This window comes from Yersinia rochesterensis (assembly GCF_003600645.1).
Taxonomy (GTDB): Bacteria; Pseudomonadota; Gammaproteobacteria; order Enterobacterales; family Enterobacteriaceae; genus Yersinia; species Yersinia rochesterensis.
Window position 1 is genome coordinate 2,852,450 of record NZ_CP032482.1, and the last position, 23,374, is coordinate 2,875,823.

Here is a 23,374-nt window from a genome sequence, read left to right on the forward strand (position 1 = left end):
CAATAAGATAGTAAAATAATTACATAGCACAAATTGATAAGAAATATCTAACAGTCAAGAACTATAATAAATCCGCTATCATCATTATTTTACTATTTCCTTCATTGTGGCTCGCGCAGCCAGATAATTCGTTAGTGTTACGGCCGGTCTTTTGACCGGCTTTTTATTGCCAGCGACATAGAGTCAAAAATATATTTATAATTTTCACTATAGTTACACAATTAAATTATAGATGAATAATATAGTTTCACACTTATATTTAAGCACAAATAGTTCAGATGATTAAGAATTATAGTTAGCTTTATCGACTAACTATAATCCTGCTGCTCATTGGCTTTTATTCATATATATAGCCATATGATACTAGGATGCGCCCACCATGTGGCACAAATAAAGGTGAAAAAATGCGCCATAATATTAGCGCTCTCGTAATGATTCTTTCACTTTATTCAGCGGCTTGATGAGATAATCCAAAACAGTTTTCTGACCCGTTTTAATCTCCACACTGGCCACCATACCCGGTAGTATGGGGAATAATTTACCGGCCTTATTGGTCAGGTCGGCCCGATTAGTGCGAACATAAATCCGATAATAAAATTGATCTCGCTTGACCTCATCTTGCAAAGTATCCGGCGATACAGTTTCCACTACCCCCTCCAGATTCCCATAAATGGATGAATCATAAGCCGTTATTTTAACTGTCGCTGACAACCCAGGCCGGATATAAGCAATATCTCGCGGGTTAATCCGTGTTTCAATCAACAGTTGCTCTTCGATGGGGACAATTTCCATCAATTTACCGCCAGGTTGCAACACGCCCCCGACGGTTGAAACCTGAATATCCTTTACTATCCCCCGCACCGGTGAAATCAGTGTTGTCCGGGTGAGTTGGTCTTGCTTGCCAGAAACTACCTGCAACTGTGCATCTAAATCTGCATTATTCTTAACCTGCTCTTCGCGGGCTCTCACTGCATATTGATTGCGAGCTTCATCAATTTTACCGCGCAAGTCACTGATTTGGCGTTGCAACCGAATCACTTCGACCTGACTGGCTGCGCCCTTAGCCACCAGCGGTTCAGTCATGCGCAATTCCTGCTGCATCAGTTTTAGCGATTGTTGTAAGTTGCTTACGGTTTCATTGAGGTTTTGCCGACGGGAAAGGTAAAATTGCGTCTCACGCGCCACCAGCTCCGGCTCTTTTAAGGTGTCCGCACTGAAAGCCAATGCCGCCCCCGTCAATTCGGCCCTTAGGCGCTCGGAAGAGGCACGTAACGTTCGCACTCGCGCGGCGGCTTCACCATAATTAGATTGAAAACGGGTGGGATCAAGGCGAGCCAGAGTTTGTCCTTTATTGATGATGGCGCCTTCGTGTACCAGCAACTCATTGATAATCCCACCATCAAGGCTTTCTATTAGCTGCGCGCGACTCGATGGCGTGACTTTCCCAGTCCCCACTGTGACCTCATCCAGAATGGCGAAATACGCCCAGATGAACATCACAATCATTCCGACCAACATCAGCCAAACAATGGCTGACATGCGCCGTTCCTGATGTGCCCTCTCTTGCTCCAAGCTCAAATTGACCATGACTCACTCCTATTAGGCGGCACCCTGTTGAGATTTATTCGCCATCGCGCTGAGAATATGGTCCCGTGGGCCATCCGCCGCCACCCGACCGTTATCCATAACAATGATGCGATCCACCAGCTTTAATAACGCCGGCCTATGGGTCACTAACACCAACATGCGACCATCCAGCCAGGTATGCATCTGGCTAATAACATAATCTTCCAGTTGCTCGTCCATTGATGCCGTCGGCTCATCCATCAACACCACTTGCGGATTGCGCAAAATCATCCGGCTCAGCAATACCATTTGCCGCTGACCGCCGGATAACCCCTGCCCACCCTCATTAATGATCCGGTCAAGACAGGCCGCGTCCTGTTGCACCATAGCTATCGCGCCACTGATCCGCAGCGCCTGAATCATTTCCTGCTCCGTAGCATGAGGGTGCCCCAGCATCAGGTTTTGCCGCAGCGAGCCAAAAAACAGGCGGGAATCCTGCGATAAAAAACCCAGTTGGCGGCGTAAATCTGCCGGTTCAATGCGTTTGATATCAACCCCATCAATCACTACCTTGCCCTGTGTGGCGCTGGCTTGACCGGCCAATAATTTCAATAAGGTGGATTTACCCGCCCCCACCTTGCCCAGAATCGCCACTTTTTCCCCCGGCTTGATGTCCAGTGCGCCGATGGTGACCACACTTTGCCCTTTTTCTTCGTCGTAGGTGTATTGCAGATTACGCAATTGATAGTGGCCGTTCAGGATCGGGCAATGCGCCAATTCCCCCTCTTCGGGGCGATCCAATGGTTTTTTGAGCAGTTCATTCAAGCCGGCCATGGCGCTTTTGGCATGCTGCCAGCGCGAGAAAACCATGGTCAGTTGCATTAATGGCGCGATAGTTCTTGAGGAAAGTAAGCTGCTGGCGACCAGCGTGCCGGTGGTTATCTCCCCGGCCAGCACCAAATAGGTGCCAAAAACCAGCATACCGGCATAAGTCAATTGCGAGACGGTCGATGCCCACCCCGTCAGACGAGCGCCCCATAACCGCTGTTTCATCCCTACCGCGGCACTCACTTCATGGGTTTGCTCCCATTGGCGCTGAAAGTAAGGTTCGGCCTGTAAAGCTTTAATATCTTCAATACCTTCAATGGTTTCGACCAGAATCGCATTGCGCAAAGCCCCTTCGCGCATGCCCTCTTTAGCCAGTTTCGCCAGCGGGAATTGAATCAATAAACCGGGGATAACAATGAGTGGGATCGCCAACAGCGGGATGACCACCAGTGGGCCGCCAATAAACGCCATGATAGCCAAAAACAGTAAGACAAAAGGCATATCTGCCGCTGCACTGACGGTGGTGGAGGTCAGTAACTCGCGAACTTGATCAATTTCACGTAGCTGGGAAATAAATGATCCGGTGGATTTTGGGCGCGCTTCGTTTTTAATCGCCATCGCCCGGACAAATAGCATCGACGACACATTGAGGTCGATTTTTTTGCCCATCAAATCAGAGATCTGAGTGCGCGTCAGGCGGATGATATATTCCATAAACGCGGCCAGTAAAACGCCAAAAAACAGCACCCACAATGTGGCATATGATTGCGCCGGAATAACCCGGTCGTAAACTTGCATTGAAAATAGGATGCCGCCCAGTGCCAGCACATTGCCCAGCACCGAGGCGAGTGAAATTTCCGCAATTTTGCGCTCCGCCCCACGGAAATTTTGCCAAAACCAATGCTTGCGGTAGGGGCGGATAAATTCATCAATACGGCTATCCCGGCCACGATTGGCAACCCCCACCATGATCACCCGGCCTTGACTACGTGCCAGTAACTCTTGCAACTGCGCCTCACGCACCACATCGCCGCCATCACTGAGCCAATAACTCACCAGCCCATCATCAGACAGGTGCTCCAACACCGCCACACTGCCGGATTCTAACTCCAGCAACACCGGCAGTAACTCATTGCGCCAGCGGACTTTTTTCAATGGCATTACATTTGACTGTAAGCCCAGCAGCCCACTGAGTCGCTCCAGTTGGCGTAAACCACTTAATTGCTCGAACCAGCGCATTTGCTGGGCAAGAAAGTTCACATCTGCGGGGTTGCCGTAATAGCTGGCAACTCTCGCCATTGCGGTGACCCAGACCTCTGTTGGCGTAGATTGCGTTGTCATGTTACCTCTGTCACCTGCGCATTTTCGGTCAATTAACCCTAACGCTCCGCGCCCTCTGAGATTCTTCTGGCGGCATTACAAGGTTGGCAGCCGCTCACCACTCTGAGCAACCCGGTCAATTCCCAACATATCCACCAGATTATCGACCGCCGAGGCATAACGCGCAGTAGCATCCCAGCCGTCATACAGCGCCATCAACCGCATTGAATCGGCTTGCAGCACTTCTTGCTCGACACTCAATAAATCATTCAGGCTACGTTTGCTGAGTTTATATTCATCCTGATAGACACTGCGGGTGTGCTCGGCGCTTTGCAGTTGCTGCTCCCCCGCCTGCTGCCGCTGTATCGCGCCAATCATATCGGCGTAGGCCATTGCCGCTTTTTGATTCACATCCAGCTTGGCTTTTTCAACTTCAGCTTGTGCCGCTGCGCGCGCGCCCTGCGCTGCCCTCACTTTGGCACTGACCGCACCGCCCTGATAAACCGGTGCTTCAACCGCCAATTGCACCTGATCATCCCAATAAGAGCGCGACTCATTTTCATAGCGCGTCCTGCCCGCTTGAATCTTTAAGGTGGGCCAGTGCTGCGCCTGGCTTTGCCGCACTCGCTGCATTGCGGCCTGTTGTTTGGCCTCGGCGCTGCGTACGGCGCTGCTGGCGTCATAGGGAATGGCGTTGAGAGTGACTTTTTGCTTGAGTAGATCTTTGGGCAGATCCGGCAGATTATCGGACACCACCCCCGTCAGTACCGTGAGTTGAGCTTGAGCTGAGCGCTGTTGTGCCCGATATTGTTCCAGTGTCGCCACCATTCCGGCAATACGGGTTTCAGCTTGCAGAACATCAGATTGTGAACTCAGGCCCGCATCAGCCCTGAGTTGGGCGGTCTCTTTGACTCTCTCCAGAGAAGCAATATTGCTACGCGCTACCACACTTAAAGCCTGGTAGCGCTTGACTTGCAAGTAGGCCTGAACAGTGCTCAACCCCACGGCAGTCATGGTGTTGAACAGGTCATATCGATAAGCATCCGACAGAGATTCCTGCTCATCAATACTGCCGCCGGTTTTGCCAAAGTCATACAATAACTGGCTCAGTTGGACCCCAGCGGATGCATTGCTATTGAGACTGCCAGCCGAGTCAGTTTGATGTGATTTCCCGGTGGTTCCCTGCAAGGAAATCTGCGGATACCAGGCACTTTCGGCGACATCCAAATCCCCTTGCCCCACTTTTATTTGCGCCGCGGCCTGCGCGATTTGCGGATTACGGGCAAATGCACGCAAGATAGCTTCGCGCAAGCTGAGTTCCGCCAATTGCTCCTCACTTGGTGCGGCCTGCCATTTAAATGCCGGTACCATCGGGGGTTCAGCCGCCCGAACGGGCAACTGAGCCATGATTGACAACACCATCACCGCCCACCATGCGCCGGGAATGCCCCCCGCCACAAAGTGCCTTATTTTTATTTTCATCGCCGACATACTCCCGTGCCGATCATTTTTAGGGTCTTTTTGCTCTTACCGTGTGAGTGATTTCACACCAAATGCACTTGCAGACCGTGCTGAATCAACACATCCCCCAATGTGTTGCTGCTGTCGAGCGATGAATTGTGGTAGACGTCAAACGCCTGCCCATCAATACTGCGCTGCCCAATACTGCTCCAAACGCCCTCCGGGGTATTACTGAGAGTGACTTCGCCGCCCTGCGCCCCTTTAATCAACAAATCATCCTGCGGTTTATCGGTCAGCGTTAACGCATCGTGCAAATCAAGCCGGACACTGTTGGTGCCGCTATTACCTAAATCAATGATTTCGATATGCTCCACTTTCAGCCCCAAACTGGTCAGGTTCAGTGTTTGATGCGATCCGTCTAGCAGCAAGGTATCCATTCCCAGCCCGCCATCCAGATGACTGAAATTCAAAGAGTTAACGGTGAAAGTATCTGCGCCGCTGCTGCCGGTCAGTGTTTCTCCAGAGATCACTGCGCCATCCGCCAAGTTCAGCGTGACGCCGCCGATGGTATAGCCGCCCTCTGTAACCTTGGTGGTGAGAATGCTGTCGATAGGCTCCGCCAGCGGCTCAACTAACGTGGACTTCGCCTGAGGAGAAACTGATTGATCACTGGTGGCTGCCAGTGGGTGGTTTTCCACACTGGCTGAATGGGCGATATTCGTATCATTGGTGACCATCATGCTGGCAGCTTGAATATCATGGTCAGCTGACAATAATTGAGTGCCGGAGCCGCCGGAAAGCAAGCCAACAGAGATTCCTTTGTAGTTACCGGCTTCGTCGGTGGCCGATACCGCCACCGTGGTGGTTAAAATGCTGACGACATTCAGCGCCTTGAGGAAAGAGCCGAAAAATTTAACATTCCAGTGACCGCTACTGTCGACCGTGCCCTCGAGGGTTTGCCCAAGTAAAGTCACACTGACTTTGGTATTGGTCAGCAGATTTAAGCTGGAGCCAGAAACCATCAGCCCGTTGACTGGCAACAACAGTAAGTTGCCAACATTGCCTAACACATCGACACTCAGTAGCGGTAAAGCATGGGTTTTCACTGTAAAATCAGTGTTAACCGAGACATTATTGCCGACCGCATCAGTAACTGAAACGCCAATTTTGGCGGAACCGTCCAACAAACCGGTCAGGACTGACGGGGTAATGGGCACACTCCAACTGCCGTCACTGCCAATGGTGCTAGTCAACACCGCCCCGCCCACCGTCACTGTGATTTGTGAGCCAGCAGCATGGGTGCTGGTGCCGGAGAGCACTTGGGCCGTGGTGGATTCAAGCCCGCTGAGATAATGGTCAGACGCAAAGAATGGGTTCAGCGTCAAAGTGGGCAAACTGATCCCGACGGTAACTGGCGCAGTGGCATTGGCGCTGTGACCGGCGGCGTTGGTTAAGCTGGCGCTGGCGGTGAAACTGCCATCCAACAACCCCGCCAACATCAATGGAGACACCGCAATGCTCCAACTGCCATCGGCTTTCACGGTAGTATTCAGTGTCAGATTGCCGACAGTCACATTCAGATTGGATCCGGCGGCAAAGGTGCTATGTCCGCTGATAGTTTGGCTGAGCAGTGCATCGGCAGCATTCAGTAAACCGTCACCGAAAATAGGATCCAATGTCAGCGTCGGCAAGCCGTTGGCTATCACACTCAACACGCCAGAATTGCTGGCCGGGTTACCCACGGCATCTTGCAGCGAAACATTTACCGTCAGTGGGCCGTCGGTCACCAGCGTTTTTAAATCAATCGGCTGGATAAGCACACTCCAGTTTCCGCCCGCCCCCACGGTCGCGAAGTAAGATTTACCATTCAGGACGACATTAATTTGAGTCCCTAGTGCCACATTGCTGGTGGTGCCACTGATGGTCTGTGCCACCAGCAAATCCGCCACACTGAGGATGCCATCACCAAAGATAGGATTGACTGACAGGGTTGGCTGGGCATGGATCAGCACATTGACCAATCCATTGGCGCTGGTGGCATTCCCGGCGCTATCAACTAATGATGCGCTGATAGTTTGGCTGCCATCCAACAATCCATTCAATATGTTGGTTGGTACCTGAACACTCCAGACACCGCCAGCCCCGACGGTCGCAGTCAATTGACTGGAGCCAACTTGCACCACGACATCCGCCCCCACAACACCATTGACCACCGTCCCGCTGATGGTTTGCTCAATTTTGCTGTCACTAATATTGAGCAGCCCGTCACCAAAAATAGGGTCCAATATCAGTTTCGGCACATTGCTGATCAGCACATTGACACTGCCCGTCGCCGCCCCGGTGTTGCCAGCGAGATCGGTTACAGAGACATCCACACTCAAATTGCCATTGAGTAATGCTGTTAAATCAGCCGGTTGCAGGGTGACAGTGAAACTGCCATTCGCCGCCGTGGTGCCAAAGAATGTTTTACCTCCCAGAGTGACGTTCACCTGCGTCCCCGCATCCACCCCGCTGACCGTACCGCCAATAATTTGCGCAATCACGGTATCCGCCAGACTGAGTTTGCCGTCGCCAAAGATAGGGTTCAGCGTAATCACCGGCAGAGTGACATCCACCAGTAACGGGCGAGTAGCGGTATTCGTGTTGCCCGCAGAATCGGTTACTGTGGCCGTGACATTCAGTGAACCGGCCAGCAATCCATTCAATGTGAGGCGGTCAACCAGCACACTGAAAGTGCCATCCGTGCCGACAATTGCCGTTAAATCCGCGCCTCCCAGTTTGATGGTGACCGAAGTATTGGCGGGGATATTTTTAACTGTGCCACTAATAGTTTGATTTAACAGCAAATCAGCCGCATTCAAGATGCCGTCACCAAAGATAGGATTCAAAGTCACCAACGGCAGATTGTGCATCAGTACCGTAATTCCCACTTGCGTATTGACGATATTACCGGCGATATCTTTCACCGAAATACCCACTTGCAAGCTACCGTCCTGCAATCCACCCAATAATGACGGCAGTAAATCTACATGCCACACCCCCCCGGCCTGCACTTGGGTGGTCAGCACTTGGGTACCGATGGTGATAGTGACGGTCGCCCCAGCGGCCACATTATTTATCACCCCACCCAGCGTTTGGGTCACGATGGACTCCGCGCCATTAAGGATGCTATCGCCACCAAACAGCGAGTCCAGGGTGCCGAAAGTCGGTAAGTTATGGGTCAGAACATTCAGCACCGGCGCAGGGAGGAGCTGCACCACGTTATTATTGGCATCCGTTACGCTGATATTCAGCGTTAACGCGCCATTAGCCAATTGGCTTAACTCTGCGGTGGGAAGTGTCAGTGTCCATTTGCCATTGGCACCCACGTCGGCAACCAGCTCATGTCCATTAATAGTGACCTTAACTTTAGCCCCTAAACCCGCACTCAATGCGCTACCGGACAAGGTTTGATCGACCAATGCACCGAGGGCATTGAGATAGCCGCCATTGAAGATCGGGTCAACAACCAGTGCCAACGCCTGATTCAGCGCCACATTCACTGTAACATTGGTGCTGCTGGGGTTACCGGCAGTGTCCGTCACACTCAACCCCACCACCAGTGGGCCATCGGCGATCCCCGCCAGATTTTGCGGCAATACATTGAGGCTCCATTTGCCATCATTGCCGACAATCGTGGTGAGCGTGGTGTTATTCAATGTTAGAGTTAAGGTTTTTCCTTCCGCTCCCAGTGCCGTGCCGGACAGTATTGATCCGAGGAGATTGCTGTTCAGTATCGGCGCAGTGACATCCAGAGTGATAAGTGCTGGGGTGGTATCAACATGAATGATGGGTTTTTGGCTAATACTGTTCCCCGCCAAGTCGGTGAGGGTCGCCGTCAGGGTGTTATCTCCCGGCGGCAGCGCCTGCAAATCAGCCGTTGGGATACTGACACTCCATTTGCCCTGTGCCCCGACCAGAGCCGAGTAATTTTTATTATTCAGCGTCACTGTCACCGTGCGCCCAATGTCATCAATTGAAGCCACCCCACTGACCAACTGTGGCGATTTAGACTCCAGCGCATTCAGGGTGTTATCACCGGCAAATGGCGAAAGTGTTAATGTCGGTGGGATGCGGTCGACCAGCAGCCCCACCTCTTCGGAAGCCGTGCCTCCCACCAATGAGACTGTTATCTGATAATCACCATCAGGGAAGTTAACTTTTGGCAATGCTACAGACCAACTGCCATCCAGCCCTATCACCAACGGCCCCCCAATAATGCTGCCATTGATATTGAGTGTGACCGCGCCACTTAGCGTATTCGTGACTTTCCCGCTGATGGTAATGGTCTGCGGATCATGGGCCGCATTGATAATATTATCGAGATTAATTGGGTCGATGGTGAGCACCACCGTCGGAGCAACAATATTAACATTGACGTTAATTGGCGCGGCGGTATTACCCACATTCCCCGCGCTATCCGTCACTGTGGCACTCAGCGGCGTATTTCCGTTCGGCAAAGTACCCAACTGAGCACTGCTCAGGGTCGTTGACCAACTGCCATTTAGCCCCACAATGGCGGTGAAATTCAGGTTGCCAAAGGTAATATTAACCTGACTCCCGACGGCCATATTGGTGGTGGTACCGCTGATGACTTGCGGTGTTTTGCTTTCATCGAAATCCAGCTCAACACCAAATGGTGGGGCAAAAATGGTGACGGTCGGCAATGTATGAGTCAGTACGCCAATCTCGAGCGAGGTGCTGCCACTGTTACCGCCGCCATCAAGCACATCGACGGTGATAGCTTGCGGCCCATCGGGAATAAGTTTTAAATCTGCCGCCAGCACCGTGAGTGTCCATATCCCCGTCACACTGTTGACATCGGCGTTATATTCCACGCCATTCAATGTCACTTTCACGGTTTGCGCGGTGTTCAGCAAACCGGTGGTGCCCGTCAATAATTGGTCGGTTCCGGCCTCGGACAGGTTCAATACCGCGCCAAACGGTGGGGTGCTGATGGTGGGCAGTGGCGGTGTCAGGAAACTGTCAAAGTTTGCCAGCCCGGTATTGCTGTTACCGGCAGAGTCGGTGACGGTGACATTGATTTGATGTTGACCATTCGTCAGGCCATTGAGCGCGCCCGACGGGATAGTGACCGTCCAATGACCATTGCTGGCATCCACCACACCAGGATAGCTGATGCCGCCAATATCAATCCTCAACTGCACATCCTGATTATCGCCCTTTATTCCGGTTTTACCGGTAATGGTGGTGACGGCCCCGGCTTCGGCAATATTGATGTTGGCACCAAAAGAAAGTGTATCGACAGACGGCGTTGGCAACTGCTGTTGTGAAGTGAAAATGATAGGTTGGTCGGGCAGAATAGCCACTTCATTGCCGCCACGATCCGTGACAATGATACCAATGGTATGTGGGCCGGCCACTAAGCTGGTTAATTGCCCCGTCAGCAGAGGCAGTGACCAACTGCCATCGAGATTGGCGGTAATGGTTTTTATTAGCGTGTTATCAATGGAGATCGCCACTGTCTGCCCGCTACCTGTTATCCCGGTGCTGCCACTCAATGTCTGCCCCAGTAAAGCTTCCGTGTGGTTCAATACGCCATCGCCAAACGGTAAAATTAGTGTCGGATGCGGTAAATTGTGGATGAGCACCTCGACCTGGCTGGTCAGCGAGCCGCTATTACCCGCCGCATCTTTGGCGGTGGCCGTGACATCCCATACCCCCTCCGGCAAGGCTTTCAGCACCTCTGGCGTCAGGGTTAGTGTCCATTTACCGTCCTCGGTCACCACTGCTGCGTAGCCCGTGCCGTTGATGGTCACCGTGGCCTGTTGTTTGCCGCCCACAATGCCGGTGGTGCCGGTTAATTCCCCGCCCGCCGCCGCTTCAGCCGCATTCAGAATGCCGCCAATAATCGGCCCGGCATCAAAAGTAGGATTGGGACTCAGGGTTAGCAGGGAATCAAAGTTAACGGACTCGGTATCACTGTTGCCCACCCGGTCAGTCACAGTGACGGAAATAGTATGCGGCCCGTCGGGTAAATTATTTAATGCGCCCGCAGGCAACGTGCAAATCCAAGTGCCATCCAATGCGACGATGGCGGGGTAAGTCACCCCATCAATTTTCACGGTAATAGTTTGCCCACTGCCGGTGGCACCGGTATTCCCAGTCAAAATCTGGCTGGCGGCGGCCTCCAACTTGTTAAGATAGCCATCACCGAACGGCAAGGCCGGTAGTGTAATGTGCGGCACATTATGAATTAAGATATCCAGATCGGCGCTGATCGAAGCTTTGTTACCTGAATCCGCATCCGTGGCGTTGACAGTGACTTTGGTCATACCGTCACTCAAGCTTTGCAGGTCTGTGGCGCTGATATTGACCGACCAGATACCGGCTGAGGTGACACTGCCGCTGTAATTTTTGCCATTAATCGACACCACCACCGCCGTGCCGATATCTAAATTGCTACAGCCGCCCGTCAGGGTGGCGTTGGCCCCAATTTCACTGACACTTAATATGTTATCGCCAAATAACGGCGCTACCGTCAGGGTCGGCAGAGTATGAATAGCCACATTGAGGTTGGTGATATCGTGACTTTCATTGCCCGCGCTATCCGTCACACTGACTTTCACCCCGCCCGCTAAGGGGCCATCCCCCAGCAGTAAAAGATCAGCGGAAGGAAGTGTCAGACTCCAGCTCCCATCACTTTGAACTTGAGTTTTATAGTCATGCCCATTGACGGTGACAGTCACCGTCAGCCCCGCATCACCGGCACAGGAGCCTTTCACCACCACGCCGAGCAAGGCGTCGTCCAAATTCAATACATTATCGAGGTGGGTTTGCACATCCACAGTGAGCAATGGCGGTTGAGTATCCACCGTCACATTATGGGTGGCGCTGGCAGGGTTTTGCGCCACATCATTAACACTGGCGTTAATCACATTATTGCCCTGCGGCAGCGTTTGCACATCTGCGGCCGGAACCGAAACACTCCAACTGCCGTCGGCCTGCACCATTCCTTGATAGTTTTTTCCGTGCAAATTGACCGTCACGGTTTGCCCAGCTTGCACCCGCTGACTATTGCCGCTGATGGTCAGCGCTGACTGACTTTCCTGATAATTGATGATGTCGTCACTGGTCACCGTGGAGACAGTCAATGTGGGTTGGTCTGCCAGAGTCGCAATCACCGTGACCTGATGGGTATCACTCGCTGGGTTCCCCGCCACATCCGTGACCGCCGCCTGTGCCGTGGAAGCCCCTTCCGGCAATTTACTGACCTCGGCTGCTGGAATCGTCACTTGCCAGTTCCCATCACTTTGCACTGTACCGCTGTAGGTTTTGCTATTCAGTGTCACACTGACGGTGCGCCCGGACTCGACATGACTGGAAACCCCGGTGAGCAGCACGTCCTGCGTAGATTCATTCCGACTGATAAAGTTATCGCCGGAGATGGCGCTGATGGTGACTGTCGGGAGATTCGCCGGAGCAGCATCAATAGTCAGAGTCCGGTCAACGGCGGTTTGGTTACCGGCGCTATCACTGAGAGTGATACTCACCGGGTAACTTCCATCAGCCAGCCCTTGCAACACGCTGCTGCTCAACGGAATGCTCCAACTGCCATTGGGTTGAACCAGAGCGCTGTAAGTCACGCCATTCAGTTGGATTGAGACCGTCCGCCCTGCATCGGATACTGACGCGGTACCGGTAACATTGACGGTACTTAATGCCTCGGAAGCATTAATAATGTTATCGCCACTGATGGAGTCGACCAACAAATTTGGCGCGACTTTATCCACCGTGGCGCTACCGGTAAAGGTATTGCTGTTGCCCGCGCTATCCGTCGCCGCGACCGAAATCACCAGATTGCCATTGGGCAGATTTTGTAATTCCGCCGGTTGTAAGGTTAATTGCCAGTTGCCATTGTTATCCGCCGCCAGGGTATGGGCCACCCCACCCACCGTCACCACCACCCGTTGCCCCGCGCCACTAACACCGGTGCTGCCGGTTAATGTTTGGCTGGCGGTCACTTCCGCCGCATTGAGATAGCCATCAGCAAATGGCGTATTCAGGATTGGATTTGGCACCGATTGAGTGACCAACTTGATATTCTCGGTCACGGCGGTGGTGTTGCCGACGCTATCCTGAATGGAAATCGTGATGGGGTAAGTGCCATCGGCCAGCAAATTGAGCGTATTGGCCGGGATATTGACACTCCAACTCCCGGAGTTACCCACCGTGGTGGGGTAAGTTTGCCCATTTACCGTGACACTCACCACCGCTCCGACTTCATTGGAGGTACCAAATACCGGGACATTGGCTGCCGCTTCATTGGCATTTATCACGCCATCAGTGGCAATCGGCCCCACCGACAGTTCCGGCGGCAACGTATCGACGGAAATGGCCGTGGATACGCTATTAGTATTGCCCGCCACATCAGTAACTTGCACTGTAATTGACTGCCCGCCTTGCGCCAAGCCTTGCAGCACTGCGGGTGGTAAAGTCAATGACCACTGGCCGTCATTGCCGACTGACGCCGGATAAGTTTTGCCGCCCACGGTCACTGTCACCGTCTGCCCAGCACCCGTGACACCGGTGCTCCCATTGATGCTTTGGCTGACATTCGCCTCTGTTTGGGTGAGAGTGCCATCCCCAAAGGGCTGGTTGGTCACTGCGGCGGGCAGATTATGGATATAGATCCCGAGAGAACTGCTGGAGGACACCGTGTTGCCCGCGCTGTCTGTCGCGGTTGCGGTCAGAGTGGCGTTGCCATCAGCTAGCAAAACTAAATCTCCGGCGGGCAATTTCAGACTCCAGTTCCCCTCCGCGCCGGTGGTCGTGGTGTAAGTTTTTCCATTCAGCGTCAGAATAATCGTCTGATTGGCATTCAAATTACTAGAGGTGCCATTCACCGTGATGCCCGCCGCCGCTTCTTGCGCATTGATCAGGTTGTCGCCAGTCAGTGGGCTGATACCAATCCCACTTTGAGCATTGTTGACAATAATACTGTGGTTAGCGCTGGCCGAATTCCCATTGATGTCACTGACCGTCGCAGTAATGTTCGCCATGCCATTGGTCAGCAAAGCTAAATCTCCGACGGGGATATTGGTGCTCCAATGACCCGCAGAATCGACAGTTGCGCTGTAAGTTTTGCCATTAAGAGTGACAGTAATCACGCGCCCGGCTTCAATTCCGGTCGTGCTGCCGCTGACAGTCTGGCTCACTTTCTGTTCAGCACCATCCAGAATATTATTACCGGCAAAAGTATTAATCATCAGTGTTGGGAAATTGCGTGGGTCAGCATCCAAGGTGACATTCTGTGTCACCGTCGTGCTATTGCCCGCCGCATCCTGAACTTGCGTGCTGACCACATAGCGCCCATCACTGAGGGATGACAGCGCGCCGGCGGGGATAGCGACACTCCAGCTACCATTGGGCTGCACCAGCGCGGAGTATGTCTGCCCCGCGAAAGTCACTTTTACGGTAGCGCCAATTTCCGTGCTGTTGCCATTAATCGCAACACTTGCGGCAGCTTCAGTGCCATTGATAATGTTGTCAGTCGCGATAGGCAATACCGACAAACTGGGCGCTTGAGTATCCACTTTAAATTGGGTGCTCAGCGTATTGCTATTCCCCGCGGCGTCACTGGCGGTTATCACCAGCGGTTGATTGCCTTGCCCCAATCCTTGCAGCACATTGACCGGCACAGACAATGACCAAGTGCCGTCGGCAGCAACTGTGGCAGAGTAAGTCACACCGCCGAATTTCACACTCACCTGCTGACCACTGCCCGTCACGCCGGTGCTGCCTTTCAAGGTCTGGCCGAGGGCCGCTTCCGCAATATTGAGGGTGCCGTCGCCAAAAGGAAGCGCCAGACTGGTCGTCGGCAATGTATGGGTGTAAATCCCCAATGTTGCCGAGCTATTTATCGCGTGGCCCGTGGCATCCGTGGTGCTGGCGGATAATGTCACTTTGCCATCGGCTAATTGAGCCAGATCGCCCGCGGGGATCTGCGCATGCCAAAGACCACCGGCCCCGACCTTCGCTGTATAAGTTTTACCATTCAATGTCAGGGTGATAGTTTGCCCGCTATTCACATTGAAAGTCGTCCCACTGACAGTGACCCCTGCTGCGGCTTCAGCCGCATTAATCAGGTTATCGCCAGTAATTGGATTAATGCCCAGCCCCGCTAACTTATCATTGACGGTAATGACATGAGTTTCAGTGGCAAAATTACCGCTGACATCGGTGACGGTGGCGGTGATATTGGCATTGCCGTTCGCCAGCAGAGCCAAATCAGCGGCGCTGACTTTAGCACTCCAACTACCATCTGCGGCGACAGCGGCGGTGTAAGTTTTGCCATTCAGCAATATAGTCACCACCCGGCCCGCTTCCACTTTGGTGGTCGTGCCGCTGATTATTTGGTCAACCCGCTGTTCTGCGCCATCCAAAATATTGTTACCCGCAAAGGTATTGATGGCGATTGTGGGGAAATTAGCCGGATTGGCATCCAACGTCACATTGGTGGTGACGTGGGTTGTGTTGCCAGCCGCATCAGTGACAGTGGCCGTTAAGGGATAGCGGCCATCAGCTATGCCCGATAACGCACCGGCAGGAATATCGACATGCCAGGAACCATTCGCCATCACCACCGCTGAATAGGTTTTCCCTTTGTAAGTGATAGTGACGGTGGCACCAATTTCAGAACTGCGGCCACTGAGGGTTATCGGAGCTGCGGTTTCAATGGCATTAATGATGCCGTCACCGGCCACAGTATTGAGTGTCAGTGTCGGCGCTTGAGTATCCACCTTGACGGTTAATGAATGTGTATTACTGTTGCCCGCCACATCACTGGCAGTCACCAGTAGAGGGATATTTCCCTGCCCGATCGCTTGCAAAGCCGCCGCGGGGAAAGTCAGTGACCAACTGCCATCCAGGGCCACTTTCGGATGGTAAGTCACGCCATTAAAACTCACCGTCACGGTCTGACCGGCCCCCTTGACCCCCGTGGTTCCGTGAAGTATTTGATCGGCATTGACCTCTGCGCTATTCAGTTTTCCATCACCAAAAGGCGTACTAAAGGTGGCGACCGGCAGATTATGGATGTAAATCCCTAGTGGTAAGCTGGCGTCTGGCAAACCGGCGGCTTGTACTGTTAAGGTGATGGCCCCATCCGCGAGTTGCGCTAAATTCCCTTTCGGAATAAGGACGCTCCAGTTGCCATTGGCATCCACGATGCCGGTATAAGAAACCCCATTTAGCACCACGGTTACCGGCGTATTCACCGCCAAACCTGCCGAGGTGCCAGTGACCGTCAGGTCAGTCTGCGCTTCATTGGCATTAATCAGGTTATCGCCCGCGACGGGATTTATCCCCAAACCACCCTGTGTGCTATCGACAATAAAAGAGCCGTCTTTGCTGGCAAGATTACCGGCCGCATCAGTGACTTGTGCATGAATAGTGGCGGAACCATTGGCGAGCATGGCCAAATCGGCGGGTGGTATCTGAGTGCTCCATTTACCGTCGGCCCCAACAGTGGCGGCATAGGTCTTATTATTCAGTGTGATGAGCACCAGCCGACCCGCTTCAATATGGGTAGTTTCGCCACTTAGTGTTTGGCTGACTTTCTGCTCTGCACCATTCAGATGATTGTCATTGGCGAAAGTATTTATCAGCAAGGTTGGCAAGTTGGCAGGATCGGCATCAATAATGACATTCCCGCTAACACTGGTGCGGTTACCGGCACTGTCGCTCACCGTGGCGGATATAGATTGTGAGCCGTCAGCTAACCCAACCAATGCACTGGCCGGAACATTGACACTCCAGCGACCATCACTTTGCACTGTGCCGGTATAGGTTTTTCCGTGAAATGTCACCGTCACCGTTGCGCCAATGGCTGATGATGTCCCGCTAATGGCGACCGGCATTTTGGCCTCGGAAGCATTAATAATGCCGTCACCGGCGACCGGGGAAAGAGTCAATGTGGGCGCGGTAGTATCAACCACCACAGTGATAGTTTGCTCTACAGTCTGACCGCTACCATTCGCGACGGTGACGACGACGTTATAGTTGCCATCATGCAAGCCTTGCAACACGGAAGAGGGGAGCAAAACACGCCACGAACCATCCGCTTCGACTTTCGCCGTGTAGGTCGTGCCGTTAATTTGTATATTAACCACTTGCCCTGCCGCGATGCCAGTTGTCGTGCCGCTCAATGTTTGGCTGGTTTTCACTTCATTGCCATTGAGGAGGTTATCGCCCGTCAATGGGTTAACTTTCAAGGTCGGGCCGGCAGGCGGATCGATATTACCGCCTGAACTGCTGCCACCTGAGTGACTATTACTGCTGTGTGATGCGGCGATACCAATCCCGCCCGCAATCGCGAGGAAGCCCAAAGCCCCCGCCAATAGCCCGGCGGAACCGGCACTGCTGTTTAACGCCAAGCCAGCCACACTGTCGATGACTGTCAATTGCGGAACCAGGATAGCATCACCCGCGCCAGCCCCCATGGCTAGCGGGAAAGTGACCTGCACCGGCGGATTAACGCCGTCATCAAACACTAACTCACTGTAATGCCCTTCTGCGTCCATGGTAAAAAAGTGCTGATAGCGCGTAGTAGTGCCGTTTTTCATGTGCAAAATCAGGTCATTGCCCTGACGCTCATAGCGGGCGACGCTTTCGGCCGTGCCATGAATCCGCACAATGCTCAGCCCGTTAAGCGCCACAACTGACGGGTTGCTAGCAACCTCTGCAATCAATGCCCCATTTTGCCGCGAAATAATATCAATTGCGCCAACCGTTGAATTCGCCATGGATAACCTCAAAAATCAAGCGAGACGCTATCTCCGCGTAAGAGCTTATCGGGGGAGCCTGATAAGTCGGACGTAGGAGGGTCAATAAACACCTCAGTCAAGAGGGCTTAAGCTTATTTCTGGTGTGATGAGTAACAGCAAAAAAATCAGTGCGACCTATCTTTATACTTATTTTTTAATGTGATCTTGAACAACAAGCTGGCGGACACGATTTAAATATAAGTAGATATTTTTAAAACTGTAAAATAAAATTTTTCATTTATGCTGTAAGCATTAATAAACCAAATAATAAACACACGAAAAAAAACGAAGTAACCACTCAATTAAAAAAACAAAATATATTGATAAACAAGTAAATTAATCGTTTCAGCCAGAAGCCGTGATGCATAAGAAAAACAAAGCCACTCTTATAATTAACAAATATAAATGATAAATGAAATTAATGAATTTGATTAACATTTTAGCAACATCGGCCTGTATGAATTCAAGCATAGTTAAGATTTATTGGATTGTTATGATGAATCTTTCGATTGATTAATATTTGAACTATGTGGCGCTGTAACGGGCAAACTCATACATAAGATGACCAAGTATTGTGATAATCCAGATAAATCCCTTCGACCCGCATTTCTCTTTGTGATAGAAACGTCTGTCTATATTTATTATTTGTATCAATCGCAGATCCTATACCTCATGACCGCCAAAACACGTCAATCCACATTGCAGCCAGGTGTTGCACAGCAAATCTCGACTCGGCTCGCATTTTTTATCTCTGGATTAGGGATGGCCGCCTGGGCGCCGTTAGTCCCCTTTGCCAAGGAACGTATTGGTCTGAATGATGCTTCACTGGGTCTACTGTTATTGTGTATTGGTGTCGGTTCGATGCTCGCAATGCCCTTGACTGGTGTGCTAACCGCCAAATGGGGGTGTCGGGCGGTGATTTTATTGGCTGGGGCGGTTCTGTGTCTTGACCTTCCCTTGCTGGTTTTGATGAATACTCCCGTCACGATGGCGTTCGCCTTGTTAGTCTTCGGTGCGGCGATGGGCATAATAGATGTCGCGATGAATATTCAGGCGGTCATTGTTGAGAAAGCGAGTGGCCGGGCGATGATGTCCGGCTTCCACGGGTTATTCAGCGTCGGCGGAATTGCTGGCGCGGGCGGTGTGAGCGCATTATTGTGGCTCGGTTTAAGCCCCCTGACAGCCATTCTTGCCACTGTCGCGTTAATGATTATCTTATTACTGACTGCCAATAAAAACCTGTTACAGGGCAGCGGAGAGCCACATGATGGCCCCCTCTTTGTCCTCCCTCGTGGATGGGTGATGTTTATCGGCTTTTTATGCTTTGTGATGTTCCTGGCTGAAGGCTCAATGCTCGACTGGAGTGCAGTCTTCCTGACCACACTGCGCGGTATGGATCCCTCGCAAGCCGGTATGGGTTATGCGGTATTTGCCATTGCCATGACACTGGGCCGTTTAAATGGTGATCGGATAGTCAACGGATTGGGCCGATACAAGGTATTATTAGGAGGGAGCTTATGTGCAGCAGTGGGGATTATTACCGCGATAAGCATTGATAACTCAATTGCGGCCCTTATTGGCTTTATGCTCGTGGGGTTAGGCGCATCAAATGTGGTGCCTATCCTGTTTACCGCTGCGGGTAACCAAACCGTGATGCCAGCTAATTTAGCCGTCGCATCCATCACCACCATCGGTTATGCCGGTATTCTGGCAGGCCCTGCGGCAATTGGTTTTGTCGCCCAGGTCAGTAATTTATCGGTCGCTTTTGGCTGCGTGGCGCTGTTGTTGCTGACCGTCACTGCCAGCGCCAGAGCCGTCACGCGCTAACCAAGGGAACTGCATTATCTTTATGCAAAATAACTCGTTATCACCCAGTTCAGCTAACATTACACGGTGTTTCTGGCTGTTTATCGTATTGCTGCTCATCTCGATTGGGCTGTATGGTTACAACTATACCAATGCTTACCTGACAGAAAAAAAACACACATTGGCCTATATTGCCACCGGTTTGCAGCAGCGTATTGATGATTATCGTTACCATACCTACCAAATATACGATTTTGCCAACACCCCAGATATCTCGGATAAGAATATTCTCAACGTCCAAGAAACCCGCCTGCGTCCTGATATTTATTATATTGAAAAGCCACGCAAAAAAACTGACGCCGTCATTTTTGGTAATCATAACCCCGCGACACTGCCTATGACTTTGCAGTTGTCGGACTATCTCGACAATCATTGGGGAGCCCAGAATGATACTTACTCGATGTATTATCTTAATGGTCAGGACAATAGCCTGGTGCTCATTACCACACAGCCGTTAAAAGAAGTTACATCGCGTTTTAAAGAGAGCTACCTGACCGCTGCTTCAGAGTCTCGGCGTGCAGAAATGCTACAACAGGCCAATACATTAGATGAGCGTGAGAGTTTCTCGCCATTGAGAAAATTACGCTTCCAGAATGCTTACTATTTTACTATCCGGACCACCTTTAACCATCCCGGCCATTTGGCCACGGTCATTGCCTTTGATCTGCCAATTAATGACTTAATCCCGCCGAATATGGCACGAGCGAACTTTCTCCTCCAACCCGACAATACCCCTATTAATGAAGGTGTGGCACCTGAGGACACCGCCACGGCCAGTGTAGCGTTAAATGGCTATTGGGTTGAAGTTTCTGCACCACTGGCTAACACCTCACTGAAAATTGTTTATCGTGTTCCTGTTACAGTGTTAGCCATTGATTTATTGAGGAATAACTTCTGGTTGATCCTGACCAATATTTTACTGTTATTCCTGGCAATCTTAGGGGCCTATTTAGCTCGCCGCCAATTTGTTCGCCCAAGTTCAGATATGATTGAGCAATTAGAGGCCCAAAAATTACTGAGTCAGGAAATCATTACCAGCTTACCGCAAGGGCTATTAGTCTATAACTTCAGCAATAATGCCGTTGTCGCCAGTAATCAGATAGCTGATAACCTGATGCCGCACCTTAACCTGCAAAAAATTGCTCACATGGCGGAACAACACCATGGGGTAATTCAGGGCACCGTGAACAATGAAGTTTACGAAATCCGAATATTCCGCAGCCAGTTTTCGCCCGAAACCTACCTGTTCTTGCTTCATGATCAAGATAAAGAAGTCTTGGTCAATAAACGCCTGCAACAAGCAAGGCGGGAATATGACAAAAGTCTTCAAGCGCGTAAGCTTATGTTGCATAACCTTGGGATTGAACTGAATCAGCCCCTAACTAGCCTCCATCAGACGGCTAAAGCATTACAAAACACCGCTGACTTAGCACTGCGATATGAACTGGCGGCTAAATTAGTAGAACAATCTGAAAGTATTATTGAGCTGGTTGATAATATTACCCTGCTTACTCGCCTGGAAACCCAAGACTGGCAACCTGAACAACATAGTTTCTCCCTGTCAGCATTAATCGATGGCCTCCTGCTGGAGATCCTCCCAGCGATTAATCAGAAAGGTTTAACTCTGTTTAATCACTATCTTGTTGATCTTGAGCAAAATTATATAGGCGATGAAAAAGTATTACGGAAAATACTTTCATTACTGCTGCATTATTCTGTTATTACGACGGCTTACGGCAAGATTACCCTTAATGTCGGCCATGAACCTGGACATCCAGAACAACTGATTATCCAAATAACCGATACCGGCGCAGGTATTTCTGATGAAGAGATTAGTAATCTTAATTATCCTTTCCTCAGCCAAACATTGGCCGACAGATACAATCACAGCTCGGGGTTAACCTTCTTTTTATGTAACCAATTATGTAAGAAATTAAATGGCCAATTAGAGATCCGTAGCAAAGTTGATATAGGTACTCGTTATACAATCCGAGTTACTATTGCTATCCAAAATGAGCAAGAGGAGGAGCAAGAGAAATTATTGGATGGTGTGACGGTATTATTAGATATAACGTCGGAAGAAGTGCGTTCTATCATCACAACATTATTGAATTCATTCGGCGCTAACTGCATCATTGTTGATGACCGCTTGCCGGGACGAGACTATGATGTAACCGTGACAGATAACCCACAACACTATGATAAATTTACCTTATTACTGGCACCTGACGAAATAGGAATACAACAGTTGCAGGATAATTATATTCGGGTAAATTATAATTTAGGTAGTGCAGTCATTGATGCAATATTATTATTAATTGAACAGCAAATTTTATCAGACGAATCCAACTATGAGTCTGAATCCATTGCTGATGGTGATATAAACACATACAAACAACAACTAAAGTCCAGTGACTATTATTCCTTATTTGTTGAGACAGTACCGGTAGATCTGAAGAAACTGTATACTGAACTTCAGCAACGTGATTTCATATCGCTTTCGCAGACCGCGCATCGATTGAAAGGCGTATTTGCTATGTTGAACTTGCATCTCGGCAAACAACTATGTGAAATATTAGAACAGCATATCGCAGATGGCGATCGGTTGAAGATCGAAAATAGCATCAGTCAAATTGATTCTTTCGTCACCAGACTGTTGCAGCAAGGTAACCCATAACCATGAACAACCTTAATGTAATTATTGCTGATGACCATCCAATTGTTTTGTTTGGCATCCGAAAATCGCTCGAACAAATTGAGTGGGTAAATGTTGTTGGGGAGTTTGAAGACTCAACAGCGCTTATTAATAATTTGTCTAAGCTTGATGCCAACGTGCTAATTACCGACCTCTCCATGCCTGGAGATAAGTACGGTGATGGCATCACATTGATAAAATATATAAAACGACATTACCCGGATTTAGCCATAATTGTACTAACGATGAATAATAACCCGGCTATTCTCAGTTCAGTTTTGGACTTGGACATTGACGGGATTGTATTAAAACAAGGTGCTCCCGCTGATTTACCTAAGGCTTTGGCAGCATTACAGAAAGGGAAAAAATTCACTCCTGAAAGTGTGGCCAAACTGCTGGAGAAAATCAGCGCTAATGGCTACGGTGATAAACGTTTATCACCGAAAGAAAGTGAGGTTTTACGGTTATTTGCTGAAGGTTTCCTGGTTACTGAGATTGCCAGAAAACTTAATCGCAGCATTAAAACTATCAGCAGCCAGAAAAAGTCGGCGATGCTGAAACTGGGCGTGGATAATGATATTGCCCTGTTAAACTACCTTTCATCTGTCACTATTGGACAAGATAAAGAATAACTTCTGTTCCCCAACCCGGCATTGCTCAGCAGCGCCGGGTTTATTATCCCTTTCATATTTGAAACTACAACTTCAAGCTCGACACCATAAGCCAAAGTAATTGGAGTTGCAGGTAGGTAGCCAAGGAGCAAATCCCAATGAGCCTATTTATTTTAAGGTCAATGGCTAGTAAGTGATTT

General features: G+C 50.6%; 7 protein-coding genes. 3 read left to right on the plus strand and 4 right to left on the minus strand.

What is annotated here, in order from left to right:
* Positions 1-417: 417 nt before the first annotated feature.
* The 4 genes from DXZ79_RS13340 to DXZ79_RS13355 form a co-directional block, all read right to left on the minus strand.
* Positions 418-1,587, minus strand: a complete 1,170-nt coding sequence (locus DXZ79_RS13340) for a beta-barrel domain-containing protein (RefSeq protein ID WP_042562391.1) — start codon at positions 1,585-1,587, stop codon at positions 418-420.
* A gap of 12 nt (positions 1,588-1,599) precedes the next feature.
* A complete protein-coding gene (locus DXZ79_RS13345) occupies positions 1,600-3,735 on the minus strand; it encodes a type I secretion system permease/ATPase (RefSeq protein ID WP_050291320.1) in 2,136 nt (711 codons plus the stop codon).
* A gap of 75 nt (positions 3,736-3,810) precedes the next feature.
* Positions 3,811-5,121 carry a TolC family outer membrane protein gene (locus tag DXZ79_RS13350; protein WP_042562622.1) on the minus strand — a complete coding sequence of 437 codons (1,311 nt, stop codon included), beginning with the start codon at positions 5,119-5,121 and terminating at the stop codon, positions 3,811-3,813.
* A 137-nt stretch (positions 5,122-5,258) separates the two neighbouring features.
* Positions 5,259-17,981 (minus strand): Ig-like domain-containing protein, encoded by a 12,723-nt coding sequence (locus DXZ79_RS13355; protein ID WP_120011329.1) that lies wholly within the window; start codon positions 17,979-17,981, stop codon positions 5,259-5,261.
* Between the two features lie 693 nt (positions 17,982-18,674).
* Here DXZ79_RS13355 and DXZ79_RS13360 point away from each other — a divergent pair.
* Genes DXZ79_RS13360 through rcsB form a run of 3 tightly spaced genes read left to right on the plus strand, consistent with a single transcriptional unit; the run spans position 18,675 to position 23,195 of the window.
* Positions 18,675-19,829, plus strand: coding sequence for an MFS transporter (locus tag DXZ79_RS13360; RefSeq protein ID WP_038631892.1), 1,155 nt, complete (start codon positions 18,675-18,677; stop codon positions 19,827-19,829).
* 22 nt (positions 19,830-19,851) lie between these two features.
* Positions 19,852-22,545: a phosphotransferase RcsD gene (gene rcsD, locus DXZ79_RS13365; protein WP_120011330.1), complete on the plus strand. Its 2,694-nt coding sequence runs from the start codon at positions 19,852-19,854 to the stop codon at positions 22,543-22,545.
* A 2-nt stretch (positions 22,546-22,547) separates the two neighbouring features.
* Positions 22,548-23,195 carry a response regulator transcription factor RcsB gene (rcsB, locus tag DXZ79_RS13370; RefSeq protein ID WP_004389433.1) on the plus strand — a complete coding sequence of 216 codons (648 nt, stop codon included), beginning with the start codon at positions 22,548-22,550 and terminating at the stop codon, positions 23,193-23,195.
* The last annotated feature ends 179 nt before the right edge of the window (positions 23,196-23,374 follow it).